General features: G+C 64.4%; 13 protein-coding genes. 8 read left to right on the top strand and 5 right to left on the bottom strand.

Going from position 1 to position 14568, the window contains the following annotated elements:
* The first annotated feature begins 45 nt into the window (after nucleotides 1-45).
* Nucleotides 46-213: a hypothetical protein gene (locus K9F62_16650; protein UJX40313.1), complete on the top strand. Its 168-nt coding sequence runs from the start codon at nucleotides 46-48 to the stop codon at nucleotides 211-213.
* Between the two features lie 659 nt (nucleotides 214-872).
* Here K9F62_16650 and typA read toward each other — a convergent pair.
* The 5 genes from typA to elbB form a co-directional block, all read right to left on the bottom strand.
* Nucleotides 873-2714 carry a translational GTPase TypA gene (gene typA, locus K9F62_16645; protein ID UJX40312.1) on the bottom strand — a complete coding sequence of 614 codons (1842 nt, stop codon included), beginning with the start codon at nucleotides 2712-2714 and terminating at the stop codon, nucleotides 873-875.
* A gap of 80 nt (nucleotides 2715-2794) precedes the next feature.
* Nucleotides 2795-4513 (bottom strand): PAS domain S-box protein, encoded by a 1719-nt coding sequence (locus tag K9F62_16640; GenBank protein UJX40311.1) that lies wholly within the window; start codon nucleotides 4511-4513, stop codon nucleotides 2795-2797.
* The gene (locus K9F62_16635) at nucleotides 4485-5666 is read right to left on the bottom strand and encodes an iron-containing alcohol dehydrogenase (GenBank protein ID UJX40310.1); all 1182 of its coding nucleotides are present in this window, start codon (nucleotides 5664-5666) and stop codon (nucleotides 4485-4487) included. Before K9F62_16635 ends, K9F62_16640 begins: the two co-directional genes overlap by 29 nt.
* 124 nt (nucleotides 5667-5790) lie before the next feature.
* Nucleotides 5791-6600 carry a carbohydrate deacetylase gene (locus tag K9F62_16630; GenBank protein UJX40309.1) on the bottom strand — a complete coding sequence of 270 codons (810 nt, stop codon included), beginning with the start codon at nucleotides 6598-6600 and terminating at the stop codon, nucleotides 5791-5793.
* Nucleotides 6601-6645: 45 nt separating this feature from the next.
* Nucleotides 6646-7302 carry an isoprenoid biosynthesis glyoxalase ElbB gene (elbB, locus tag K9F62_16625; protein UJX40308.1) on the bottom strand — a complete coding sequence of 219 codons (657 nt, stop codon included), beginning with the start codon at nucleotides 7300-7302 and terminating at the stop codon, nucleotides 6646-6648.
* A 161-nt stretch (nucleotides 7303-7463) separates the two neighbouring features.
* Here elbB and K9F62_16620 point away from each other — a divergent pair, with 161 nt between their 5' ends.
* The 7 genes from K9F62_16620 (at nucleotide 7464) to K9F62_16590 (ending at nucleotide 14494) form a co-directional block, all read left to right on the top strand.
* Entirely contained in the window at nucleotides 7464-8663 is a 1200-nt protein-coding gene (locus K9F62_16620) for a pyruvate carboxyltransferase (protein ID UJX40307.1), read from the top strand.
* A gap of 17 nt (nucleotides 8664-8680) precedes the next feature.
* Nucleotides 8681-9388, top strand: a complete 708-nt coding sequence (locus K9F62_16615) for a hypothetical protein (GenBank protein UJX43232.1) — start codon at nucleotides 8681-8683, stop codon at nucleotides 9386-9388.
* Entirely contained in the window at nucleotides 9385-11211 is a 1827-nt protein-coding gene (locus tag K9F62_16610; protein ID UJX40306.1) for an ABC transporter ATP-binding protein/permease, read from the top strand. Before K9F62_16615 ends, K9F62_16610 begins: the two co-directional genes overlap by 4 nt.
* Nucleotides 11212-11630: 419 nt before the next feature.
* Nucleotides 11631-11870 (top strand): hypothetical protein, encoded by a 240-nt coding sequence (locus K9F62_16605; protein UJX40305.1) that lies wholly within the window; start codon nucleotides 11631-11633, stop codon nucleotides 11868-11870.
* On the top strand, nucleotides 11867-12910 hold the full coding sequence (selD, locus tag K9F62_16600; protein ID UJX40304.1) for a selenide, water dikinase SelD: 1044 nt from the start codon (nucleotides 11867-11869) through the stop codon (nucleotides 12908-12910). The genes K9F62_16605 and selD overlap by 4 nt, the downstream gene beginning before the upstream one ends.
* Before the next feature lie 29 nt (nucleotides 12911-12939).
* The gene (locus K9F62_16595) at nucleotides 12940-13281 is read left to right on the top strand and encodes a DsrE family protein (protein UJX40303.1); all 342 of its coding nucleotides are present in this window, start codon (nucleotides 12940-12942) and stop codon (nucleotides 13279-13281) included.
* A 10-nt stretch (nucleotides 13282-13291) separates the two neighbouring features.
* Nucleotides 13292-14494, top strand: coding sequence for a glycosyltransferase family 2 protein (locus tag K9F62_16590; protein UJX40302.1), 1203 nt, complete (start codon nucleotides 13292-13294; stop codon nucleotides 14492-14494).
* Nucleotides 14495-14568: the final 74 nt, after the last annotated feature.

Below are 14568 nucleotides of genomic sequence, written 5' to 3'. Positions count from 1 at the left end.
AGAAGCGTAGGCTTTACGGTCATTACGCCCAATAGGTTGTTTTTCATGGAAAAGACCGCTGATACATTGATTTGCCATTGTTTTGGCTACACGGTCCGGGACATCGAGGAAGACGTGGTTGCCAGCGGAAGGTCCACAATCCTAGAACGCATCGTCGCGGCAAAAAAGCTTGGCGACTGCCGGTGCGCCGTGAAAAATCCCAGCGGTCGCTGATGCCTGACTGAGGTCCGCCAGGTGGCGGAGGCTTGCATGGCGCGGCACGGGGGCATTCCCAGGCTGTTTTGATGAGACGCGGGGAGGCTTGGCGCTGTAGGATATCGAGGTTTCCAACGGGCCTTTGGGGAACCCTTCCGTCCCTTTCTATTTGTCTCATAATGTAAATTATGTTAACTTTGCTATAGTGAAAGGGGAATTGCCAGGCAAAAACTGCCGTCTCCTTCCTCACGATCTTGCCTCCACGACGACGTGCCCAGCCGCTTTTCTCTTCTATTGCCCCCCTCATTCTTTATTGCGCTCCCAATCCTTCAAGCAACACGACTGCAAAAGTGACTCTCAAGACGGAATTTTTCCCACGAAGGCTGCTGCCTGGCCAGGGCCGACGTCGGGATGCCGCGGACGCAAAGGCGTATTCTTCAAATATACGCCGCATGCGGCTGCGGCATCCCGACGCCGGCCAACCAAAGAGCTCATGTTTTTTACACCGTCCGACCGCCTGACCTTCGCCACAGCCACAGCCGCGCCTGAGACCGACGCCAATCGCCAATCGGTGGCCGCAGCGCGTTTCCCGCTAACGCCCTGGCAATCCCGCCCATAAAAAAAGCCCGGACACGCTCCGGGCTTTTTTCGTGAAAATCACGCTACGACTTGTCGGACTAGGCGCTGTCTTTTTTCTTGGCGCCGTCCATGGTGTGGCGATCCTTGGCCGACAGCACGGTCTTGCGCAACCGCAGCGACACCGGCGTGATCTCGACCATCTCGTCCTCGCGCACGAAATGCAGCGCCCGCTCCAAGGTCATGGGCAACACCGGCGACAGGATGACGTTTTCGTCCTTGTTCGCCGCGCGCATGTTGGACAGCTTTTTTTCCTTGCACGGATTGACGTTGATGTCGTTATCCCGGTTGTGCTCGCCGACGATCATGCCTTCGTAAACCGGATCGCCGGGAACGACGAAAAGCCGGCCGCGCGGCTCCAGGTTGAAAAGCGCGTACGGCACGGCCACGCCTTGCCGGTCGCAGACGATGGAACCGGTGAAGCGGCTGGGAAAATCGCCCCGGTATTCCTCGTAGCCGTCCAGGGACGAGTTCATGATGCCCGTACCCTTGGTGTCGGTCAAAAATTCGTCGCGGTAACCGATAAGTCCCCGTGATGGAATGGAAAATTCCACCCGTACCCGGCCCGAGCCGTGGTTGACCAGGTTCAACATGCGGCCTTTGCGGATGGAAAGCTTTTCCGTGACCACGCCCACGAAGGCCTCGTCGCAGTCGATAAAGAGGTGCTCGATGGGCTCCTTGCGCACGCCGTCCTCGGTCTTGAAAATGACCTCCGGCCGACCGACCGACAGTTCGAAGCCTTCCCGGCGCATGGTCTCGACCAGGATGGCCATCTGGAACTCGCCCCGGCCCTTGACCGTGAAGCTGTCCTTGTCCTCGGTCTCTTCCACGCGGATGGCCACGTTTCGCAGCGTTTCCTTGTAGAGGCGCTCGCGCAGCTTGGCCGACTGCACGAACTTGCCCTCCCGGCCGGCGAACGGCGAGGAGTTGATGGCAAAGCGCATGGCCACGGTCGGCTCGTCCACATGGATGCGCGGCAGGGCCTTGGGCGCCTGTGCCGTGCAGATGGTGTCGCCGATGGTGACGTCCTCCACGCCGGAAAGCACGATGATGTCGCCCGGCTCGGCCTCGTCGGTCTCGGTCAGGCTCGGCCCTTGGTAGACTTGCAGCTTGGACACGCGAAGGGGCTTGGCCACCCCGCTTTCGTCGATGCACACGAGCGTCTCGTTGATGCGGGCCGTGCCCGAGATGACCCGGCCAATGGCCAGCCGGCCCAGGAAGTCGGAATAGCCGAGGTCGGAGACCAGCATGCGGAAGGGCTCGTCGGGGTCATGGGACGGGGCCGGGATGGTCGCCAGGATATGCTTGAACAGGGGCGCCAGGTCCTTGCCCTCCTCCTCCAGCGATTCCTTGCACATGCCTTCGCGGCCGATGGCATAGAGCACCGGGAATTCCAACTGCTCCTCGGAGGCGTCCAGGTCGATGAAAAGGTCGTAAATCTCGTTTAAGACTTCCTCGGTGCGGGCGTCCTTGCGGTCGATCTTGTTGACCGCGACGATGACGGGAAGGCCCCGGTCCAGGGTCTTTTTGAGCACGAAGCGCGTTTGGGGCAACGGCCCTTCTGATGCATCGACCAAAAGCACCGCGCCGTCGACCATGGACAACGCCCGTTCCACCTCGCCGCCGAAGTCGGCGTGGCCCGGGGTGTCGATGATGTTGATTTTGACCCCGCTGGAGATCACGGCGCAGTTCTTGGCGGCAATGGTGATGCCGCGTTCGCGTTCCAGGTCCATGCTGTCCATGATGCGGTCGGCAACTTCCTGGTTTTGGCGAAAAAGGCCGCTTTGGCGGAACATATGGTCGACCAGCGTGGTCTTGCCGTGGTCGACGTGGGCGATGATGGCGATATTGCGAAGCGATTCGTTTCGAATTTTCTGGCTCATGCGGGGGGTCCTTGGGAAAAACGTTGCCGACGCGCGCAGTGCCGCGCGTCGGGCCAGGGGACATACCGTAATGCCCACGGTTAGGCAATCGGCAGGGCGAAGGTGAATGTGCTGCCCGAACCGAAGCGTGATACGTACGAAATGCGTCCGCCGTGTGACTCGACGATGTGTTTGCAGATGGCAAGCCCCAGGCCCGTGCCTTTGGGCTTGTTGGTCAACGTTGCGCCGATCTGGTTGAATTTTTCGAAAACCTTATGCTGGTCGGCTTCCGGAATGCCTATGCCGGTATCGGCCACATCGATGACGACATAGCCGTCCTCGGCTCTGGCCCGGCAGGTGACGGAGCCCTGCTCGGTGAATTTGAGGGCGTTGGAGACCAGGTTGACCAGCACCTGGATCAGCCGGTCGCGGTCGCCGATGACCTCGGGCAATCGTCCCTGGATGCTCGTTTTCAGGGCGACCTTGCGGCTTGCTGCGGCAAGCAACCCTTCCGAAGCGCTCATGACATGGCGCACCACTTCGGCCGGGTCCACCCGCTCGTGCCGGAAGGCCATCTTGCCGGCCTCGAGCTTGGCCAGGTCCAGCACGTCGTTTATGAGGTGCTTGAGTCGTTCGCCCTCGGAAACGATGATGCCGAGATTTTCCATGATCTGCTCGGCTTGGCGGCGCTGCCGGGGATCGTCGCCGAGCAGGCGGCTGAAGAGCTGATCCAGGCGCTTTTCGATGATGACGGCAAACCCCATGACCGAAGTCAGCGGGGTGCGGATCTCGTGGGAGACCATGGACAGGAATTCGGATTTGGCCCGGTTGGCGGCGTCGGCCGCCTCTTCGGCCCGCTTGCGGATAGTCACTTCGTGGGTGAGGCGTTCGTTGGCGCGGGTGAGTTCCGCCGTGCGCTCGGCCACGCGGCGTTCGAGCTCGTCGTGGTAGCGCAGCAGCGTCTGCTCGGCCTGCTTGCGGATGCTCACGTCCTGGAGCGACCCGTCGAAGCGTTCCGCCTCGCCGGCCGCGTCCCGGATGCACCGGGCGTTTATGAGGCCCCAGATCAGGTCGCCGGATTTGGTGACGAGCTGGACTTCCAGGTTTTTGACCTGATTGTAGCGTTCCAGTTCGGTCCGGATGCGGCGACGGTCTTCCTCGTGGGCCACGGTCTGGTCGATGAGGCTTTTGACGCGGCGCATCATCTCGCGCGGCGAAGCATAGCCCAGTATGGAGGCCACGGCCGGGTTGGCGCTGATGAGCCGGCCGTCCAGGGAGCTTTGAAAAATGCCTTCGGCCGCGTTTTCGACGATACCCCGGTATTTTTCCTCGGCCCGGCGCAAGGCCAGTTCGCTTTTTTTACGCTCCGACACGTCCCGGGCCACGATGACGGCGATGGGGCCGTCCTCGCCCTTGGCCATGCGGAACGTCATCTCCACGGGCGGGGTCGTTCCCTGGCCTCCCGGCCGGGTCAGGACCGTTTCCAGGCGTCCAGCGGCGAAATCCCCGGAAAAAAGCCCATGGAGATGCTCCACGGCCTCCACGGGAAGCAGTTCGGCAAAAGGAAGTCCGACGAGGGCCTCGCGCTCCTGGCGCAGAATGCCCCCGGCCGCGCCGGCGGTATCGGTGATGCGGCCCGTGCGCCCATCGACCAGGAAAATGGCCTCGCCGGTCTGCTCGAGGAGCGAACGGAAGCGCTCGAGCTCGTCAAGGCGGCGCTTGAGTTCCGGGTAATAGCTTTTGCTGACCGAATGTTCGCCGAAGCCAAGCAGCCTGTCCCGGCGGCTGGCGTCAGCGGCTCGTTTGCCTGGCGTCTTCATAGATGGCTTCGATATCGGCTTGGCTTGGCTGCCGGGGGTTGGTCAGGAGACAGGGGTCGTCCAGGGCATTGTGGGCAAGTTGGGCCAGGGCTTCCGGGTCGACCCCGATTTCGGCCAGCCCCATGGTGACCCCGGCGGCGCGCTTGAAGTCCCGCATGGCGGCCAGCACAGCCTCTTTTTTTTCCTCCGGCGCGGCGGCATCGTCAAATCGGGCGCCCAGAAGCCGCCCGATGTCCGCGTACCGCTCCGGCGCGGCGCTGAAATTGTATCGCGCCACGTGATCCATCAAAATGGCGTTGCAAAGCCCATGCGGCAGGTCGAGCAGCCCGCCCAGGCTGTGGGACATGGCGTGGACCGCGCCGAGGATGGCGTTGGAAAAGGCCATGCCGGCGTAAAGACTGGCCAGGAGCATGCCGCCACGGGCCTGCATGTCCTTGGGATTGCGCATGGCCGGGAGCAGATGGGCGGCAATGAGCCGGATGGCCTCCCGGGCCAGCAGGTCGGTCATGGGGCTGTTGGCGTTGGAAACGTAGGCCTCCATGGCGTGGGTCAGGGCGTCCAGGCCCGTATGGGCGGTCAGGGTCCCCGGCATGGTCACGGTGGTCTCGGGGTCGATGAGCGCCGCGTCCGGGATCAGCGTCTTGCCGGCAATGGCGATTTTCACCCGGCGCACGCTATCCGTGATGATGGCGAACTGGGAGACCTCGGCCCCGGTGCCGGCCGTGGTCGGCACGCACAGAAGCGGCGGACCGGGGCGTTCCACGTTGTCCACGCCCTCGAATTCCCGGATATGCCGCTTGTTGACGCTGACGATGCCGATGGCCTTGGCGCAGTCCATGGCCGAACCGCCGCCCACGGCCACCAGGGCGTCGCAACCGGCGTCATCGAAAACGTGTGCTCCGGCCATGACTTCGTGGTCACGCGGATTGGAGGAAAAAGCGGTAAAAAGGGTGGTTTCCACCCCGGAGGCGTCAAGGCTCGCCTGGACCTGCTGCGGCCAGCCGAAATCCATGAGGCCGGAATCGGCCACGAGCAAGGCATGGCGTACGCCGAGGCCGGCCGCCTGACGCCCGGCCAGGGTCAGCGCCCCGTTGCCGAAAACGAATTCCGGGGCCACGAATTTGCGCATGGCAAGCAAAATGTCGTCCCGCATGCGCCCTCCCCCTGGCGGCGTGTCGTTGCGCCGGTTCCCCCGACGTTCGATTTTTCTGCCGGATATGGTGTCGGCCATCTCGAGAAAACGACGGCTGACGCAGGATACAGCGTTGCCCGGGCCCTTACAAGGCTTGGCGACGCGGCGCAACCGCCTGGTCCGGCCCGGTTCCAAGCAGGCTTGCTGCGGTGACGATGCGGATGCCCCGCTCGGCCAGGGCTTCGGCCAGGCCCGGTTCGGTAAGCGCCGCAAGTTCCTGCTCGCGTCCAGCGCTGTAGGTGCTTATCGCGGCCAACGCGGCGTCGTGGCGGCCGGGGTGGACCATGACCTCCACCGTTCCCGAACCGCCAAGGGCGGCGAAGGCGGCGTCCACCAGGGACAAAAACGTCGTGGCGCTCAGGTTCTCGCCGTAAAACCGGGTGAGGCACAAATCCGCATGGACCACACCGGCGGAGGTCAGGGACTCCCGCATGGCGTCGGAAACGGCCCGCCCCGGCACGCCGAGTTCCCGGGCCAGCTCCGCAAAGACCGGAAACGCCTCCGGCCGGTTGTGGATATGATGATGGGAGTCGAGGTGGCTGGGCATGAGGCCCGATTGCCGGAACCGGGCCAACTGGGCCCGCCATTCCCGGCGCACTTCGTTCGGATCGACGTCCACGACCGCTTTCTTTTTGCGGGGGAAAAGCCCCTCTTCCGTGACCAGACTGGGGATTTGCTCCGGCGGCAGGCAGGGACGCCCCCCCGTGAGTTGCAGATGCAACCCGACCCGGCCGGCGATTTGCGGCCCCAGGCGGGTCAGTCGCTCAAGCCCGCCCTCGGCGCAGACCATGGCCGTCGTGCCACCGACGACGCCGGCGGCCATGGCCGTGAGAATCCCGGCGCTCACCCCTTCGGTCAGGCCGAAATCGTCCGCATTGACGAAAAGCCGGCGCATCCGCCCTCCTCTGCGCTCAAACCGTAAACGGTCGCAAGCCCGCCATTACGGACGGACCCGGGACAGGACTTCCGCCACCAGCTTTTCGATGCCCTTGGCGATGTCCGCGATGCCCGGACCGAGCATGTAGGCCGGGGTCGTGACGAGGTTGTTGGCCGCGTCCACGTGGATTTCGTCCACGGCGCAGGCGACATGTTTCGCGCCGGCCGCTTCCAGGGCCTGGGCCGTGCCGGGATCGTTGCCGATGGTCAGCTCGGGATGAAACCGGCCCAGAGCCAAGGCCAGCACGGCCGGGGCGATGCAGATGGCGCCGATGGGCTTGCCGGCGGCATGCATGGCGGCAAGCAGTGTGGCCACGGCAGGAAAGACTGTTCCTTTCGCGCCTTTCTCGGCAAAATCGCAGAGATTTTTTGCCGCGCCAAAGCCGCCGGGCAAGATCAACCCGTCCAGGGAGTCGGCGGTCATGCTGGCCACGTCGGTCACCGCCCCCCGGGCGATGCGCGCGGCCTCCACGCGCACGTTGCGCATCTCCCCGCTTGGGGCCTTGGCGGCATGGTCCATGGCCGGCGCGGTCATCTCCGGAGCCAGACAGATGACCTTGGCCCCGGCCTTGTCCAGAAAATAGAGCGCCAACGTCGCCTCGTGGATTTCCGAGCCGTCCAGCACGCCACATCCCGACAGTAAAACGCCGATGGTCGCCATCGCATCCCTCCCCCTGCCGCAACAGGGTGTTGCACTGCGTTTTCGATCCGATAAATCCTAGCCTCGGCACCTCTTTTCGTCAAACCGTATGCACCGGTGAGCACGCCCTCGTACAAAATCACCCGCGTTGCCTTTGGGGCGAAAAGAGCGCAAAAAGCCCCATGTCCGAACATTTGCCCAATCCTTTAACGGACCGTGTAACACCGCTCACCATTTCCGATACCACCTTGCGCGATGGCGCGCAGATGCCCGGGGTGCGCTTTTCCGTCGAGGACAAGGTGGTCATCGCCAAGGCCCTGGCTACAGCCGGCGTGGACGTCATCGAGGCCGGCTTTCCGGCCGTTTCCGACCGGGAAATCGAGGCGGTACGCCGCATCGCCGCCGAGGTGGCCGGTCCACGGATCATGGTGCTGTGCCGGGCGCTTACGGCCGATATCGACGCCGCCTGGGAAGCCCTGCAACACGCCGATCCCGACCGGCGCGGCGTCGGGGTTTTTCTGGCCACAAGCGCCCTGCACCGCCGCGACAAGCTCGGCAAGACCAAGGGCGAGTGCCTGGAGATGATCCGGCAGGCCGTGACCTACGCGCGCAAGCGTTTTTTGAAGGTGACCTTCAGCTGCGAGGACGGCAGCCGCACCGAGCCGGCCTTTTTGCGCCAGGCCTATACCGTGGCCATGGACGCCGGGGCCACGGGCATCGGTTTTCCCGACACCCTCGGCGTGCTCACCCCGGAGATGGTCAGGCGTCGGGTGCGCATGCTCACGCGCTTAGCCCATCCGCGCGGGGTACGCCTGCGGGTGCATTTCCACAACGACCTGGGTCTGGCCACGGCCAACACCCTGGCCGCCGCCGGGGCCGGCGCGGATATCGTGCATCTGACCGTGGGCGGCATCGGCGAGCGGGCCGGCAACGCGCCGCTTGAGGAAACGGTCATGGCCCTGCGCCTGCACGGCAGGCAGTACCGTCGCAGCGTCGGCGTCGATCCGAGTCACCTTACCGGGCTGTGCCGTCTCGTTTCCGCGCGCTCGGGCGTGCCCATCGCCCCGAACAAGGCCGTGGTCGGGGCCAACATCTTCGCCACGGCGGCCGGAGTGCACCAGGACGGGCTGCTCAAAAACCCCGACACCTACCTGCCCTTTCACCCCGAAACCGTGGGGGCGCACGGCTTTCGCCTGCCCCTTTCGCCCATGTCGGGTCGGGCGGCGCTGGCCCTGCGCCTGACGGAACTGGGCATCGAGCTGACTCCCGACGAACTGGCCGTTGCCGGCCGGCTGGTCAAAAACGCGGACAAGGACGCCTGGGCCGACGAAGAAAAGCTTGTGCGCCGGGCCGCCGCCAAGGCCAAGGAGGGCGGTGTGTGACCGGCGCGACCGGGATCATGGCCCTTTTTCTGGCGCTGACCCATCTCTACATCCGCCTGCTCTCCCCGGCCCTCGACGCGCCGCGAAGCCCATGGCTGTCCCTGGCCGGCGGCGCGGCCACGGCCTACGTCTTCGTCCACATCTTTCCCGATCTGTGCGCGGGCCAGGAAGCGGTGCTTCGGGCCGGCTGGACCGTTTTGCCGGCGCTTGACCACCACGTGTTCCTGGTCGCCCTGGCCGGGCTGCTCGTCTTCTACGGCCTGGAGCGGGCGGCCATCCTGGCCCGGGGGGGACGCGACGCCCCGCCGGCCGGGCCGGAGAAAAGCGGCGTCTTCTGGTTGCATCTGACCTCGTTTGGCCTGTACAGTTTTCTGATCGGCTACCTGCTGGACAACCGGGAGGTGCCGGGACCGGTGAGCCTTGTCACCTACACCGTGGCCATGGCCTTGCACATGGCCGGAACCGACCACGGGCTGCGGCGGCATTTCACCGGCGACTACCATCGCCTTGGCCGCAAGGTGCTGGCCGGCGCGGTCCTTGGCGGCTGGGCCTTTGGCGTGGTCTTTCGCGTTCACGAGGCACTTTTGGCCGTGCTGTTCGCCTTTCTGGCCGGCGGCGTGGTCATGAACACCATGAAGGATGAAGTCCCGCTCGACGGATCGGGCAATTTCCCGGCCTTTGCCCTGGGCGCGGCCGGCTATGCCGCATTGCTGCTCCTCTTATGACACAAAACCAAGTCTCTCCCCCGAAAAAAGACCGCCATGCCTTTCTCGGCCGGCAGGTCTGGCGGCTCTACACCTTCCTGCGTCCGTACAAAAAGGCCATGATCGGCGGTCTGGCCCTCAACATTCTGGCCCGGGCCTGCGACCTGCTCCCCCTGGCCATCGCCGGCCGGGTCATCGACGCCGCCGCGCGCGGCGAGTCCGATCCCAAGGTCTACCTCTTCTACGGTCTGACCGTACTGACGAGCTTCATCTTTCTGGCCGTGTTCCAAAGCGGCTCGGATTACATGCTTTCGGCCCTGGCCCAGAAGACCCGCCACGATATCCGGCTGGCGCTTTACGGCCATCTGCAATCCCTGGAGCCGGCCTTTTTCGAGGACCGCCAGACCGGCGACATCATGTCCGTGATCGTGGCCGACGTGGATGCCCTGGAAAGTTTCCTCACCGACTCCACGACCTCGATCATCCGGCTGGTCGTCACTTTCTGCGGCATCTACGGCTACCTGTTTTTCCTGGAATGGCGGCTGGCCCTGCTCCTTTTCGTGCCCCTGCCCCTGGCCATCTTCGCCGTGCGCCGCTTCGTGACCCGGGTCCAGCCCCGCTACCGGGAAACGCGCCGGGCCGTCGGGGCCATTGCCGGCATTCTCGAAAACAACATCAGCGGCATGGGGGTCATCCAGGCCTACACGGCCGAGGACAGGCTTTACAAGGCCGTGTCCGCGCGTTCGGCCAGTTACCGCGACGAGGCCATCGCCGCCGAGGGCGAGCGGGCCCGGTTTCTGCCGGCCATTTATACCGTGGCCGGGCTGTCCTTCGGCGCGGTCTTCGCCGGCGGCGGCTATCTGGTGGCGGCCGGACATGGCCCGACGGTCGGCGACTACACCACCTTTGTGCTCTTTGCCGCCCGGCTGGTGTTGCCGCTTTTCGTCTTCGGCATGCTCATTAACCAGATTCAGCGGGCCGAGGCCGCCGCTTCGCGCGTCAGCGAGCTGTTCGCCGTGCGCCCCCGCGTGGCCGATGCGCCTGGGGCCGTGGCCTTGATAGGGAAGCCCAGCCGCCTGGAATTTACGGACGTGCGCTTCGCCTACCCTTCGCGCGGACAGGTCATAAACAGCATCAGCTTCAGCCTGGCAAAGGGCCAAGTGCTGGGTGTGGTCGGCCCGACCGGGGCCGGCAAGTCCACTCTGGTCAAACTGCTCCTGCGCTATTTCGAGCCGACCGGCGGGGTCATCACCGTCGATGGTGCATCGCTTGCCGCCTACACGCTCAACAGCTATCGCGGCCACCTCGGTTACGTGTCCCAAGACGCCTTTCTCTTTCACGGCACCGTGGCCGAAAACATCCTGCTCGGCCGCCCGGAGGCGGACATGGCCGCCGTGCGCCATGCCGCGGCCGTGGCCGGTGCCGACGACTTCATCATGAAGCTCCCGGCCGGCTACGACACGGTCATTGGCGAACGCGGCCTCAAGCTTTCCGGCGGCGAGCGCCAGCGGGTGTCCCTGGCCCGGGCCATCCTGCGCGATCCGGCCATCCTGATCCTCGACGAGGCCACCTCGGCCGTGGACACCCGCACCGAGGCCATTATCCAGCAGAATCTGTACGCCTTCCGCGATGGCCGTCTCACCCTGGCCGTGGCCCACCGCCTTTCCACCGTGCGCCAGTGTTCGCAGATTCTGGTCGTGGTGGACGGGTACGTGGTCGAACGCGGCGACCATGAAGCGCTTCTCGCTGCAGGCGGGGTCTACGCCGGCATGTGGGCCGTCCAAAGCGGCGCGGAGACTTTGGAGGAGGGGGGAGCCTCCGGCGGCCAGGGGGAAACTTTTTGAAAAAAGTTTCCCCCTGGACCCCCTTCAAAAACTTTCAAAGGGACCAATTAAAAAGTTAAACCATAACATGATGTATTATAAAAATATTTAAATATACTAGAATATTATCGAGCTGCTACAAAGAGGCGCAGGAGCGGTAGGCCAGACGTCGGGCGCTTCTCCGAGCCAGGAAAGGCTTCCACGGATGGACCACAGGATCAGGGCTGTCGGGAGGTTGCGCGGACGCGAAGGCGTATTCTTCAAATATGCGCCGCACGTGGCCGCGCCCCCTCCCGCCGGCCACGCAACGGACGGAATGAATCAAACGAGTCACCTCTTGGCTTTGCCTGGAAACACCGCCACCCAGGTGCCATTGGCCTGTCGATTTTTAAAATTGATAATAAATTAAAGTAGTTATTTTTACTCTCTTGAGGATTGATATGAATCGATTGCCAGGAGAACCACCGCCGTTCGACTCGGATGCCATGACGGTCCTGGACTTGGTGGCGGCCCATCCGGCCACCCAGGACGTCTTTCGCGACTACGACGCGGCGGCGGGCTGCTGCCTGCTGTGCCAGGGGCTTTTCGAGACGATAAACGGACTGGCCGCGCGTTTCGGCCTTGACCGCGACGCGCTGGTGCATGATCTTACGATGGCAATCAACAAGGAAAATCCATGAGCATCGAACTGGTCAAGACCGTCACCGCCGCCGGCTGAGCGGCCAAGATCTCTCCAGGGGACCTGGAGGCCGTCTTGCAGGGCTTGCCGCCCGTAACCGATCCTCGCCTGCTGACGGCTTCCGGCGTCAACGAGGATGCGGCAGTGGTGCGTCTTCCGGACGGCCGGGGGCTGGTCCAGACCGTGGATTTCTTCACCCCCATCGTCAACGATCCCTTCAAGTTCGGCCGCATCGCGGCGGTCAACGCCCTGTCCGACGTCTACGCCATGGGCGGCACGCCGCTTTCCGCCATGAACATCGTCTGCTTTCCCATAAAGACCATGGAGCGGGAGGTGCTGGCCGAAATTCTGCGCGGTGGGCTGGACGCCGTTCTGGAGGCCGGGGCGGTCCCGGCCGGCGGGCATAGCGTGGAGGACCCGGAGGTCAAATACGGCCTGGCCGTATCCGGGCTGGTCGATGCCGACGCCTTCGCCAGCAACACCGGGCTTGTGCCCGGCGATATCCTCATTTTGACCAAGCCGCTCGGCACGGGCGTCTTGGCCACGGCCCTCAAGGGCGATTTCGGCGATCCGGTCGTGCTCGAAAACGAGCTTTTCACCTGGGCCGGACGGCTCAATGCCGCCGGCGGCCGGGTGATCCGGGAACTTTCGCTCAAGGCGGCCACGGATGTGACCGGCTTCGGCCTGGGCGGCCATCTGCTGGAAATGGCCGCCGCTTCGGGCGTTGCCGTGGAGATCCGGCTTGCCGACGTTCCCTTCCTGCCCCAGGCCGTTGAGTTGGCCGGGCTGGGAATGCTCCCGGCCGGCAGCTTCGCCAACCGCAACTACTGCGCCAAGACCGTTTCCGTGGCCGAAGGCCTCGACCCCATCAAGTCCGATCTGGTCTTCGACGCCCAGACATCGGGAGGCCTCGTTCTGGCCGTGCCCGAGGCGAAGGTCGCGGCGGCGCGACGGATGCTGCTCGATGCCGGCGATCTGGCGGCGGTGGTCGGCCGGGTGGTCGCGGTGCGCCCGGATATGGCGCGGCTGCGCATCGTCTGATAGAGATTTCCGGCAAGGAGAGATCGTTTATGCGCTACGACGTTGTTTTCCATGTCGATGAGGACGCCGCCCATCTTGATGCGGCGCTGACCAATATCCGCAACTATTACGCCGCCCTGCCCCAGGAACGTTTCACGGCCGTGCTCCTGGTCAATGGCCCGGCCATCAAGCTGATGGGCGCGGACGGCGCGCATGCGCAGGCGCTCACCGAAGCCGCCGGACTGGGGCTGACGGTCCGGGTCTGCCGCAATGCGCTGCGGCATTTTGGCCTTGCCCCCGAGTGGCTCTGCCCGGTGTGCGAGATCGTGCCGGCCGGCGTGGTGGAGTTGGTTGCGCGCCAGGCCGAAGGCTATGCCTACGTAAAGCCATAGTCGCCGTCCCATGGACTACCTGACCCTTTGCTGCATCGCCAAGGACGAAAACGCTTTCATTGTCGAGTGGGCGGCCTACCACGCCATGCTTGGCGTCGAGCGGCTCGTCATCTACGATAACGGTTCGCGCGTCCCCCTGGCCGAGACCCTGGCCCCTCACGCCGATCATATCCCCTGCACCGTGGAAACCATTGCCGGCCCGGCCCGGCAGCTCAACGCCTACGCCCATTGCCTGAAAACGTACGGCCCGGGCACGCATTGGCTTGGATTCATCGACGTGGACGAATTTTTGCTGCCGCGCCGGGAAGACGACCTGCGCCTGCTCTTGACCGATTTCGAGGACGCTGCCGGCCTTGGCGTCAACTGGGTCATGTTCGGCTCCTCCGGCCACGAGACCCCGCCCGGGCTTGTCCTCGAAAACTACACCCACCGTTCGGACTACGCCGCCCCGGTCAATCTCCACATCAAAAGCATCGTCAAGCCGCGCGCCGTGCGCGCCCCCCTGTCCCCGCACCATTTCGCCTATACGGAGGGAAACGGCTGCGTGGGCGAAGGCGGCTTTCCCCTGCCCGGCCCCTACGGGCCGCACCACAACGACCGGATACAACTCAACCATTATTTCTTTCGGTCACGCCAGGATTTTCAGGAAAAAATCGAACGCGGCCGGGGCGACATGCCAACGAGCGCCTTTCGGCACAACATGGCGGATTTCGATTACCAGTTGCGGCATTACACCATCCCGGACCGGGACATGGAACGCTTTGTGCCGCGACTGCGGGCGCGGTTGGAGGGGAACTGGCCGTCCCCGGCCGCTCCCGCCGACTGGGAAGCGGACAGCGAACGGCTGCGGCTGCTCTTGGAACGCAACCGCCCGGACCTGGCCGAATCCCTGTCCCGGGAGCTTGTGGCCGCTCATGCCGCAAATTCCGGGGCCTGGAGCCTGCGCGCCCTGGTCCTGGCGCTCTGCGGCCGACACGGGGACGCGCGCCAGGCCATGGCCCGCTCGTTTCGCATCGAGCAGACCGTCGAGAACCTCTACCAGCTTTTTCGCATCCAGACCCTGGCCGGGGAAGCGGACGAGGCCCGGCGCACGGCACGCTATCTCTCTTGGCGGCTGACCGGCGTGGACGCGGAGCTGCAAAGCGAATGCGCCTGGATACTGGAGGCGATCCGACCGGTGCTCACAAGCGGGAACGGGCCGGTGGCGCTATGACGCGGGGGGGGAGACAAACGCCAAAAGCCCGTCGCGGCGAACCGTGACGGGCGAAAAGGCGTAACAGACGAGGC

It is taken from the genome of Desulfovibrio sp. JY (assembly GCA_021730285.1).
In the GTDB taxonomy this organism is placed as follows: Bacteria; Desulfobacterota; Desulfovibrionia; order Desulfovibrionales; family Desulfovibrionaceae; genus Solidesulfovibrio.
This window is presented reverse-complemented; position numbering and strand designations above follow the sequence as displayed.

Coding starts and splice junctions, on each gene's coding strand:
- K9F62_16650 (UJX40313.1), top strand. CDS start 46: ATGGAAAAGACCGCTGATACATTGATTTGCCATTGTTTTGGCTACACG.
- typA (UJX40312.1), bottom strand. CDS start 2,714: ATGAGCCAGAAAATTCGAAACGAATCGCTTCGCAATATCGCCATCATC.
- K9F62_16640 (UJX40311.1), bottom strand. CDS start 4,513: ATGAAGACGCCAGGCAAACGAGCCGCTGACGCCAGCCGCCGGGACAGG.
- K9F62_16635 (UJX40310.1), bottom strand. CDS start 5,666: ATGCGGGACGACATTTTGCTTGCCATGCGCAAATTCGTGGCCCCGGAA.
- K9F62_16630 (UJX40309.1), bottom strand. CDS start 6,600: ATGCGCCGGCTTTTCGTCAATGCGGACGATTTCGGCCTGACCGAAGGG.
- elbB (UJX40308.1), bottom strand. CDS start 7,302: ATGGCGACCATCGGCGTTTTACTGTCGGGATGTGGCGTGCTGGACGGC.
- K9F62_16620 (UJX40307.1), top strand. CDS start 7,464: ATGTCCGAACATTTGCCCAATCCTTTAACGGACCGTGTAACACCGCTC.
- K9F62_16615 (UJX43232.1), top strand. CDS start 8,681: ATGGCCCTTTTTCTGGCGCTGACCCATCTCTACATCCGCCTGCTCTCC.
- K9F62_16610 (UJX40306.1), top strand. CDS start 9,385: ATGACACAAAACCAAGTCTCTCCCCCGAAAAAAGACCGCCATGCCTTT.
- K9F62_16605 (UJX40305.1), top strand. CDS start 11,631: ATGAATCGATTGCCAGGAGAACCACCGCCGTTCGACTCGGATGCCATG.
- K9F62_16595 (UJX40303.1), top strand. CDS start 12,940: ATGCGCTACGACGTTGTTTTCCATGTCGATGAGGACGCCGCCCATCTT.
- K9F62_16590 (UJX40302.1), top strand. CDS start 13,292: ATGGACTACCTGACCCTTTGCTGCATCGCCAAGGACGAAAACGCTTTC.